This is a genomic window from Arthrobacter humicola (assembly GCF_022803015.1).
GTDB lineage: Bacteria > Actinomycetota > Actinomycetes > Actinomycetales > Micrococcaceae > Arthrobacter > Arthrobacter humicola_A.
This window is the reverse complement of sequence record NZ_JAFKON010000010.1, coordinates 125,003-134,237: the sequence shown is the minus strand read 5'-3', so window position 1 is coordinate 134,237 and position 9,235 is coordinate 125,003. Positions and strand designations below refer to the sequence as shown.

Here is a 9,235-nt window from a genome sequence, read left to right as displayed (position 1 = left end):
GCCCGCGGCCGCGCCGGAAGCGGCCGCACCGGAAGCGGCCGCGCCGGAAGCGGCCTCGCCGGAAGCGACCGGGCGGGACGCAACCGGGCCGGATGCGGCCGCCAGAGAAGCGCCCGCCCCGGCTGCGCCCGCACCCGCAGCGTCCTTGGTCAATTTGGATTCCTTCGGCTGCTTCGGTTGCTTCGGCGCCTTCGGTGCCCGGGGCTTTCGCACCGGGACAACAGCTTCGCGGGCAACCACGTGGGCAGGCGCGTCCTCCCGGCCCAGGAAGTCGCCGGCAAAGAACGGGATCCAGCGGCCCAGCACCGTGGCGGCGAAGAGCCCCAAAGCGCCCAGGAGCGCGATCAGCATGCTCGGCACGAACGCCCCGGCGGCGGCGAGGAAAAAGAAGGCCAGCGTGAACGACGCTACAACGGACGCGAACTGGTCGATCGACAGGGATCCGATCCGGATCTTGGTCGACGGACTCAGGCGGCGGGCCACGAACAACGCGGTGACAATGAGCGGCAGCACGATGCCCAGGCCCAGGAAGAAGAGGCTGCCCAGGTTCCAGAGGTTGTAGGCGAAGGCAAACATCGGAATCAGTGAGGCGATGAAAAGAAGCAGTGTGGAGCCGAAAACGGTGAGGTCACGGATGGTGAACGGGCCGAGGACGGCTTCGTTCTTCTTCCCGGTCTTCTTGTCCACCGTGAAGCGTGGCGCATCCCCGAACCCGGCGGGCCCCGGCTGCGCCGTTCCACCCTGGTTCTGGGCGGGCGCCCGGAGCTGCCCGTTGTCTTGCTCGTTCATTCCGTATCTCCTTAGCATGGCGGCGCCCTGGACAGCGCCGTCTAACGGCAGGCAAGGACAGGACCGCCAGCGGTCCAGTCGCCTCCATCGGATGTCACAACTTCATCTCAGCCTAGCCAAGTGAATGGCCGATCACTAGCTGACAAGCCGAGGGCGGACGCAGCAGAATTCCCCAGATTTCCGAATCCCGGACCCTTGCCCCGGCCCGCCGTCCGGCGCCGGGGACAGACCACTCGGCGCTTAACGAACACCGCTCACGGAGCTGTTTGTGACGGGGCGCACGTTTGGTCGGACCCAAGTATTAGTGTTGATTCCAGACAGCGCTGGCGGCACTGCCGCCGTCTGCCGCCGCCCGACGTCGCGCAAGCGGCCCGGCGCGACGGTGACGGGCACGGCCGCGCAGCCCGGATCGATGAATGATGAGGTTCACCATGTCCCAGCAGACACCCGGCTCCATGGTCACGCAGATGACCCAGGGCGATGCCTTCGAAAACCTGTCGCAGGAGAACCGCCGTTTCGCGCCGTCCGCCGAGTTCGCCGCGAACGCAGTGGTCACCGCCGCCGATTACGCCGAGGCCGACGCCGACCGTCCCGCGTTCTGGGCGAAGCAGGCCCGGGAGCTGCTGAGCTGGTCCAGGGACTTCACCCAGGCGCTGGACTGGTCCGACCCGCCGTTCGCGAAGTGGTTCGTCGGCGGCGAGGTCAACGCGGCCTACAACGCCCTGGACCGGCACGTCGAGGCCGGCAACGGGGACCGGGTGGCCATCTACTTCGAGGGCGAGCCCGGCGACACCCGCACCTACACCTACGCGCAGCTGACCGAGGAAGTGAAGAAGGCCGCGAACGCGTTCGAGTCCCTCGGCGTGGCCAAGGGCGACCGCGTGGCCGTGTACCTGCCCATGATCCCCGAGGCCGTCATCACCCTGCTGGCCTGCGCCCGGATCGGCGCGATCCACTCCGTGGTCTTCGGCGGCTTCTCCGCCGAAGCCCTGCGCTCCCGGATCGACGACGCCGAGGCCAAGCTCGTGGTCACGGCCGACGGCACCTACCGCCGCGGCAAGCCCAGCGCGCTGAAGCCGGCCGTCGACGACGCGTTGTCCCACGAGGGAGACGGCACCGGACACACCGTGCGGAACGTCGTGGTGGTCAAGCGCAACGGGGCGGCCGTGGACTGGCACGAGGGCCGGGACCACTGGTGGGCCGACACCGTCGGCGCCGCGTCCGCCGAGCACACCGCCGTCGGGCACGACTCCGAACATCCGCTCTTCATCCTCTACACCTCCGGCACGACGGGCAAGCCCAAGGGCATCCTGCACACCACCGGCGGCTACCTCACCCAGGGCGCCTACACGCACAAGGCGGTCTTTGACCTCCACCCGGAGACCGACGTCTACTGGTGCACCGCCGACGTCGGCTGGATCACCGGGCACTCCTACGTCGCCTACGCCCCGCTGATCAACGGCGCCACCCAGGTCATGTATGAGGGCACCCCGGACTCCCCGCACCAGGGCCGCTGGTGGGAAATCGTGGAGAAGTACAAGGTCTCCATCCTCTACACCGCCCCCACCGCGATCCGCACCTTCATGAAGTGGGGCAAGGACATCCCGGCCAAGTCCGACCTCTCCTCGATCCGTGTCCTCGGTTCCGTCGGCGAACCCATCAACCCCGAAGCCTGGATGTGGTACCGCGAGAACATCGGCGGCAACGCCGGCAAAAACGGCGAACGCAAGGAGCACCCCGCGCCGATCGTGGACACCTGGTGGCAGACCGAGACCGGGGCGCAGATGATCGCCCCGCTGCCCGGCGTCACGGCCACCAAGCCCGGCTCGGCCCAGGTCCCGCTGCCGGGCATCGCCGTGGACGTCGTGGACGAACTCGGCGAATCCGTACCCAACGGCCACGGCGGCTTCCTCGTGATCCGCGAACCCTGGCCTGCCATGCTGCGCGGGATCTGGGGCGACCCGGAGCGGTTCAAGGACACGTACTGGTCCCGCTTCGAGACCATGTACTTCGCCGGCGACGGCGCCAAGAAGGACGAGGACGGCGACATCTGGCTGCTGGGCCGCGTCGATGACGTGATGAATATTTCCGGCCACCGCCTCTCCACCGCCGAAATCGAATCCGCCCTCGTCTCCCACCCCGCGGTGGCCGAAGCCGCCGTCGTCGGAGCCGCGGACGAGACCACCGGCCAGGCCGTCGTCGCCTTCGTGATCCTCCGCGCCGACGCCACGGACACCGGCGACGCGACCGTCCAGGAGCTCCGCAACCACGTGGGGAAGGAAATCGGCCCGATCGCCAAGCCCAAGATCATCCTCGTGGTCCCCGAACTGCCCAAAACCCGGTCCGGCAAAATCATGCGCCGCCTGCTCAAGGACGTCGCCGAAGGCCGCGAAGTTGGCGACGCGACCACCCTGGCAGACAACACGGTCATGACCCAGATCGCCCAGTCACTGAAGAAATAGCCGGCTCGTTCCGATGGGGGTTCGTCGGCGGTGTTTGGCTGGCCTGTTTGTCCGACGGCGGCGCCGCCCACCGCGGTGGGCCGCGCCGCCGTCGTCGTTGGTCCTGTCTGTCGACGCGGCCGCGGCGGGAACATCCGCAGAAGCGAGGAATGCGTCAGTAACGAACCGATTGGCAGTAACGAACGGCGCGGGCGGGCCGCGGCGCGATAGATTTGCAGACATGACTGAAGCCACCTCCGCCACCGCTGCCGGTCGCGGCACCATCCTGGTTCTCAACGGACCCAACTTGAACCTGCTTGGCACCCGCGAGCCCGAGAAATACGGGACGGCGACGCTGGCCGACGTCGAACAGCTCGCCAAAGACGCCGGTGCCGCGCACGGCCTGGACGTCGAGTGCTTCCAGTCCAACCATGAAGGGGCCCTCGTGGACGCCATCCACGCCGCCCGCGGGAAGGCGGTGGGAATCGTGCTCAACGCCGGCGCCTACACGCACACGTCCGTGGCCATCCGGGACGCCATTTCCGCTGTTGCCCTGCCGACGGTCGAGGTGCACATCACCAATGTTCACGCCCGCGAGCCTTTCCGGCACCATTCCTACCTTTCGGACATCAGCAAGGCCGTGATCGCCGGCGCCGGGATCCTGGGCTACCGCTTCGCGGTGGAATACCTCGCCGGGCTGCACGCGGCCGGGGACTGAGCATGTCCCCCCGCGGAACCCGCGGCGGCGGAAGCATCCGGGGAACCGTCCGAAGTTCCGGACCCGGCCACGGGCACTGCTTCGGACACAGCGCAGTGGTACCGGCACTTCGGCACGGTCGACGCCCCCGGTTCCTCCCCCTGCTATGCCGCGTGGTCCGTGGGGATCGCCGGGGACGCCGAGGTGATTCGGCGGATTGATCAGTGGCCGCACAACAAGCGCCAGCCGCTGCTGATCGTCGCCGCGGCCCGGTTCCTCGGCGCGCAGATCAGCCCTTACCGCGATTTCCGGAGGTTCCTGGACCATCACTGGGACGCGGTCTCGGAAATCGTGCTGTCCCGTTCCACGCAGACGAACGAGGCCGGACGCTGCGCCACCCTGCTGCCCTCACTCGCGCAGATTTCCGCGGCAGAGGGCCGGCCGCTGGCCCTCATCGAGGTGGGCGCCTCGGCGGGGCTGGCACTGTTCCCTGACCGCTACGGTTACGAGTTTGTCGACACCGGGGCGGGGGCACCGGATGAGTCGGCGGCGGACCCGGCGGCGGAAGCAAGGACGACGCGGCTGGTTCCGGATGGCGCCCAGCCTGGCACGTTTCCGGTCCTGCGCTGCCTCACCGCGGGCCCGGTGCCGCTGCCGGCGGAAATTCCCCGGGTGGCATGGCGTGCCGGGATCGACCTCAACCCCCTGGACGTGCGCGACCCGGCCGACGTCGCCTGGCTCGAAGCCCTCGTCTGGCCGGAGCAGGAGTTCCGGCTTGAACGGCTGCGCCAGGCGACCGCCATTGCCAGGGAACGGCCGCCGCTGCTGGAGGCCGGCGACGTCAACGAACAACTTGTGGAACTCGCCGGCCGAGCCCCCGGCCGACGCCGCCCTGGTGGTATTCCACAGCGCCGTCATGGCGTACCTGGATGCCGGCGGCCGCTCCCGGTTCCGGCGCACCATGGCGGACCTTGCCGCGGAGCGGGGCTGCCACTGGCTCTCGAACGAAGGCCTCATGGTGGTAGTGCAGGCAGACGGGTCCAGTGTGGTCCCGGAAATGGATGACGCCCGGCTCTGCGGCCGGTTCCTGCTGCTGCAGGACGGCCAGCCGGCAGCCATCACGGGCCCGCACGGGCAGAGCCTGGAGTGGCTCTAGCCTGCGTGCGGCTCGAGCCTGACTGTGGCTAGGGCCTGCGTGGCAGTCCGGTCATTTCTTGATGCACTGTCCGGACGAAACGGCACTGCCCAGACCCGGCGCCTGAGCCGCCACGGGGCTCAGGTCATTCATGGTGATCGCAAATCCGAGCGAGGACTCGGTTGTGGCCTTGGCAAAGACCACCCCCGCCACCTGCCCGTCCATGGTCAGGAGCGGACCCCCGGAGTTGCCCGGCTGCACGTCGCCGGCCAGCCGGTAGACGTCCTCGGGCGACGCATTCTTGCCATAGATGTCCGGGACCAGCACGGTGGCGATGTCCTGCACCGTGGCTGGTTTGGACTGGAAAGGCCCGCCGTGCGGATAGCCGGCAAAGGCCGCGGCGCTGCCGGACGGCAGGTCGGCAGCCAGCGCCAAGGGTTCCGAGCGCAGACCGTCAACGGCCACGACGGCGAGGTCGTGCTGGGAGTCAAAGTACACGACGCGCCCAGGCAGTGCGCGGCCACCGGGCGTTTCCACCACCGGTTCGTCGACCCCGGCGACCACATGGGCGTTGGTCACCACGCGCCCGGGGGCGACCACGAAGCCTGTTCCGGTCTGGTTTTGGCCGCACTGGTAGGCGGTTCCGGCGATCTTGAGCACGGACGCGGCGGCCTTGTTCAGCGCCGGCGTGTCCGTGCTGGTGTCCGGAACGGCAACGGGCTGGCTCTGGCCGAAGCCGTCCAGCAGGGTGGGGATTCCCTCGCCGATCACGGCGGAACGCAGCTGCGCCATTGATGCCTTGACCGGCATCGGCGTCACGCCGTCGATGAACCTGATGACTTTGGATTCCGCGAGCTGCTGGGACACCAACGGCACACCGAGGGCCCCGATGCTGAACGCCAGCATCGACATCACGAGGGCGGACACCACCACGTTCACGCCTCCGCCCACGAGGCGGTCCGCCGCCCGCAGGGGGCTGAACGGGACCACGCTGCGGATTCGCCGCCCGATCATGGTGCCGAGGCCGTTGCCTACGATCATCAGAAGGACCGCCGTGGCAACGATCGCCGTCAGGCGCCAGCCGCTGTCCTCCACTAGGCCGCTGACGATGGGCACGGAGACGAAGGCGGCGACGGCGCCTGCCGCGAATCCCGCGATGCCTCCGAGCGTCACAAGGAAGCCGTTGCGAAGACCGTGGATCAGGTAGGACAAGAGCGCCACAACCAACACCAGGTCCAAAATGGTCAAGCCAAACACCGGGGCTCCTCACAGACAGTTCAGCGACGATTCTACCGGTGTAAGCTGAACGTTTGCCGACCGGCCGCCAGCCTGCACAGGGATCTGCGCGGACTTCCCGAGCCGTGCGCTTTCGGCCCCTTCAGGCGTTTCCGTGCCAACTACGTCACAGAAGCTCCAAAATTCTGAAAGAATGGCTGAAGCGCCCCAGCCGACACAGCTAATCAGGAGATTTCATGGATATCGAGGTATTGCGCCGCGCACCCCTTTTCGCCACGCTCGACGACGAGGCGTTCCGTCTGCTGACGGACGAACTTACCGAAGTGGACCTTTCACGCGGTGCCTCGGTATTCCGGGAAGGCGACCAGGGTGACCAGCTTTACTTCATCGTCTCCGGCAAGGTGAAGCTCGGCCGCACGTCGCCGGACGGTCGCGAATCACTGCTGGCCATCCTCGGCCCTGGCGAACTTTTCGGCGAAATGGCGCTGTTCGACCCCAGCCCGCGCACGGCCACGGCAACTGCCGTTTCCGAGACGCGTCTCGCCGGCCTGAAGAACGAGAGCCTCAACGCGCTGCTGCGCACCCGCCCCGAGGTCTCGGCCCAGCTGCTGCAGGCCTTGGCACGCCGCTTGCGCCGCACCAACGATTCCCTTTCCGACCTCGTCTTCTCCGACGTGCCGGGCCGTGTGGCCAAGGCGCTGCTGGATCTGGCCGACCGCTTCGGCCGCCCGGCGACCGACGGCGTCCTGGTCGCCCACGAACTGACGCAGGAGGAGCTCGCCCAGCTGGTCGGCGCCTCCCGTGAAACGGTCAACAAGGCCCTCGCAGAATTCGTGCAGCGCGGCTGGCTGCGCCTGGAAGCGCGCGCCGTCGTCATCCTTGACATGCAGCGCCTGCGCCAGCGTTCCCGCTAGGGATCCCCAGCAGCAACCACGAAGGCCGGCCCCGGAAACGGGACCGGCCTTCTGCCGTTAATCTTCTGCCGTTAATTCTCGGAGCAGGTCCCCGGCTGGTTGTCCGCGGGACGTGTCCCGGGCCGGCACGCAGCACGAAGGGACATGTCCAGTGCTCAGGAGCAGGGCGGGGCATGTCCCCGGGCTCGCACCGGGCATCAAGGGACATGTCCAGCCCCGGCTGCGAGGACTGGACATAACGCCACTATGTCCACCGGACAGGCCGACCGGAGGACATGTCCCGGGCCGGCACGCAACACGAAGGAACATGTCCAGCGCTCAGGAGGAGTGCGGGACATGCCCCGGGCCGGCACGCAGCACGAAGGGACATGTCCAGTCCTTAGGAGCAGCGCGGGGCATGTCCCGGGGCATGTCCCGGGCCACGTCCCGGGCTCCCCGTGCAGCCAAGCCCTAACAGGCCGCCCGCATGGAGCCAGCCTTCCGTGGCGTCGGCGCTCCCCGGGCCTAGCGTTCCCGCTGCGGTTCGCCGGCGATCGTTTTGGCTGCTTCGACTTCGAGCATGAGACGGCCGTCTTCCTCGACCAGCTTCGGCTGGTAGACGTGGGCCTTGCGCTTGTAGCTGAGGTAGGCGATGCAGCCGTTGGCCTTGGCCATCTTCTCAAGCATGATCTCCGAGCCAGGGACCAGGAGTTCGCCCAGGGTCCGGCCGACGGTGTTCTCCTGCCCCACCTCGTCACCCAGCACGGTGCTGTCCCGCTCGCTCACGACTTTCCGGACACACACCCAGCGGCCCCAGATCCCCTTGCTGGCCAGCAGCGAGGGCTGCTGGTTCACGGGCACCGTCGCGGCGAAGTACCGGGTATTGAACCGGCGGTGCGCGAAATCGGGGCTGAGCCAGTTCACCAGGGGTTTGAGCAGGTCAGTGCGCAGCGAGAGCCCGCGCTTGGCGAGCAGGTCGGTGAAGGATTTCTCCTGCTCGGCCACGGCTTCGCGGGCGCGCATCCAGTCGGCGCGGGAGGTCAGCTCCACCGTGGTGGACAGGTCGGGGCCGGCCAGCAGGATGCCGGTCTCCTCGAACAGTTCACGGATGGCACCTACGACGTGTCGGCGCGCCAGCCCGACGTCGGACGTCCCCATCTGCTCGGCCCAGTGCTGGGGTGAGGGGCCCAGCCAGCCGACGGCGTCGTCGTCGGTGGCTTCCAGCGATCCGCCGGGGAAGGCGAGGACACCGAGCGGGGAGGACCCCGTCCGGTAGCCGAGCCAGGTCTCCAGGCCCGTGGGCGAATCCCGCAGGAGGATCACCGAGGAGGCCAAACGGGGCGCGCGGGGCGTCCGCTCACCGTGTTCAATCCAGCTGCGGGCTGCTCCCTCAAGATCCGGGGGCAGGACGAACAGGCGGCGTTCTAACTGAGGCAACGAAGTAACCGGTCTACTAGGCGAATTCAGCGATCAGTTCGACTTCGACAGGCGAGTCGAGCGGCAGAACGGATACGCCGACGGCGGAACGTGCGTGCTGGCCGGCGTCGCCGAGGACTTGGCCCAGCAGCTCCGAGGCGCCGTTGATGACACCGGGCTGGCCGGTGAAGGAAGGGTCGGAGGATACAAATCCGACAACTTTGACGATCCGCGTGATGCGGTCGAGGTCGCCGATCACACTCTTGACGGCGGCCAGGGCGTTGACGGCGCAGACGGCAGCGTAGGCCTTCGCGTCCTCCGGAGACACCGTGGACTCGTCGGAGGCGCCCGCCGAACCGGTGGAAACCTTTCCGGTGGCCTCGAGCTTGCCGTTGATGAACGGCAGTTGCCCGGATGTGTAGACGTGGTTGCCGGAAATCACGGCCGGAACATACGCCGCGACCGGAGCCGCAACGTCGGGGAGCGTCAGGCCCAGCTCCGCGAGGCGCTGTTCGACGGCGGACGACGCGCCCGCGCCGGCCGTGGGGCTCGCTGCGCCGGCTGTGTTTTCGGAGATGTTTTCCGCGCCCGCCGGCGTGGCCGGAACGGCTTCTGAGGGGGTGCTCAT

Annotated in this window: 7 protein-coding genes and 2 pseudogenes; 5 read left to right on the top strand and 4 right to left on the bottom strand. The window is 68.1% G+C overall.

Annotation, left to right across the window (positions count from 1 at the left end):
* Positions 1-789 (bottom strand): annotated as a pseudogene (locus ARTB_RS17950) (hypothetical protein); the annotation flags it as partial.
* 431 nt (positions 790-1,220) lie between these two features.
* On the opposite strand from ARTB_RS17950, the gene acs reads away from it, so the two are divergent.
* From acs to ARTB_RS17930, 4 genes and pseudogenes are all read left to right on the top strand, one after another.
* Positions 1,221-3,251: an acetate--CoA ligase gene (acs, locus tag ARTB_RS17945; RefSeq protein ID WP_243181729.1), complete on the top strand. Its 2,031-nt coding sequence runs from the start codon at positions 1,221-1,223 to the stop codon at positions 3,249-3,251.
* Positions 3,252-3,471: 220 nt separating this feature from the next.
* Positions 3,472-3,948, top strand: coding sequence for a type II 3-dehydroquinate dehydratase (gene aroQ / locus ARTB_RS17940; protein WP_028277671.1), 477 nt, complete (start codon positions 3,472-3,474; stop codon positions 3,946-3,948).
* Between the two features lie 153 nt (positions 3,949-4,101).
* A pseudogene (locus tag ARTB_RS17935) lies at positions 4,102-4,746 on the top strand (DUF2332 family protein); the annotation flags it as partial.
* A 97-nt stretch (positions 4,747-4,843) separates the two neighbouring features.
* Entirely contained in the window at positions 4,844-5,083 is a 240-nt protein-coding gene (locus ARTB_RS17930) for a DUF2332 family protein (RefSeq protein ID WP_243181738.1), read from the top strand.
* Positions 5,084-5,134: 51 nt separating this feature from the next.
* On the opposite strand, the gene ARTB_RS17925 is transcribed toward ARTB_RS17930, so the two are convergent.
* The gene (locus ARTB_RS17925) at positions 5,135-6,319 is read right to left on the bottom strand and encodes a MarP family serine protease (protein ID WP_243181728.1); all 1,185 of its coding nucleotides are present in this window, start codon (positions 6,317-6,319) and stop codon (positions 5,135-5,137) included.
* A 215-nt stretch (positions 6,320-6,534) separates the two neighbouring features.
* Here ARTB_RS17925 and ARTB_RS17920 point away from each other — a divergent pair, with 215 nt between their 5' ends.
* Complete coding sequence (locus ARTB_RS17920) at positions 6,535-7,212, top strand: Crp/Fnr family transcriptional regulator (protein ID WP_011693220.1); 678 nt, start codon at positions 6,535-6,537, stop codon at positions 7,210-7,212.
* 504 nt (positions 7,213-7,716) lie between these two features.
* Here ARTB_RS17920 and ARTB_RS17915 read toward each other — a convergent pair.
* Both ARTB_RS17915 and ARTB_RS17910 read right to left on the bottom strand, forming a co-directional pair.
* Entirely contained in the window at positions 7,717-8,628 is a 912-nt protein-coding gene (locus tag ARTB_RS17915; RefSeq protein WP_243181727.1) for an NUDIX hydrolase, read from the bottom strand.
* A 16-nt stretch (positions 8,629-8,644) separates the two neighbouring features.
* Complete coding sequence (locus tag ARTB_RS17910; RefSeq protein WP_243181726.1) at positions 8,645-9,235, bottom strand: RidA family protein; 591 nt, start codon at positions 9,233-9,235, stop codon at positions 8,645-8,647.

Bases quoted from the DNA above. Each gene is read 5' to 3' on its own strand.
- acs (WP_243181729.1), top strand. From the start codon at position 1,221: ATGTCCCAGCAGACACCCGGCTCCATGGTCACGCAGATGACCCAGGGC.
- aroQ (WP_028277671.1), top strand. From the start codon at position 3,472: ATGACTGAAGCCACCTCCGCCACCGCTGCCGGTCGCGGCACCATCCTG.
- ARTB_RS17930 (WP_243181738.1), top strand. From the start codon at position 4,844: ATGGCGTACCTGGATGCCGGCGGCCGCTCCCGGTTCCGGCGCACCATG.
- ARTB_RS17920 (WP_011693220.1), top strand. From the start codon at position 6,535: ATGGATATCGAGGTATTGCGCCGCGCACCCCTTTTCGCCACGCTCGAC.
- ARTB_RS17910 (WP_243181726.1), bottom strand. From the start codon at position 9,235: ATGAGCACCCCCTCAGAAGCCGTTCCGGCCACGCCGGCGGGCGCGGAA.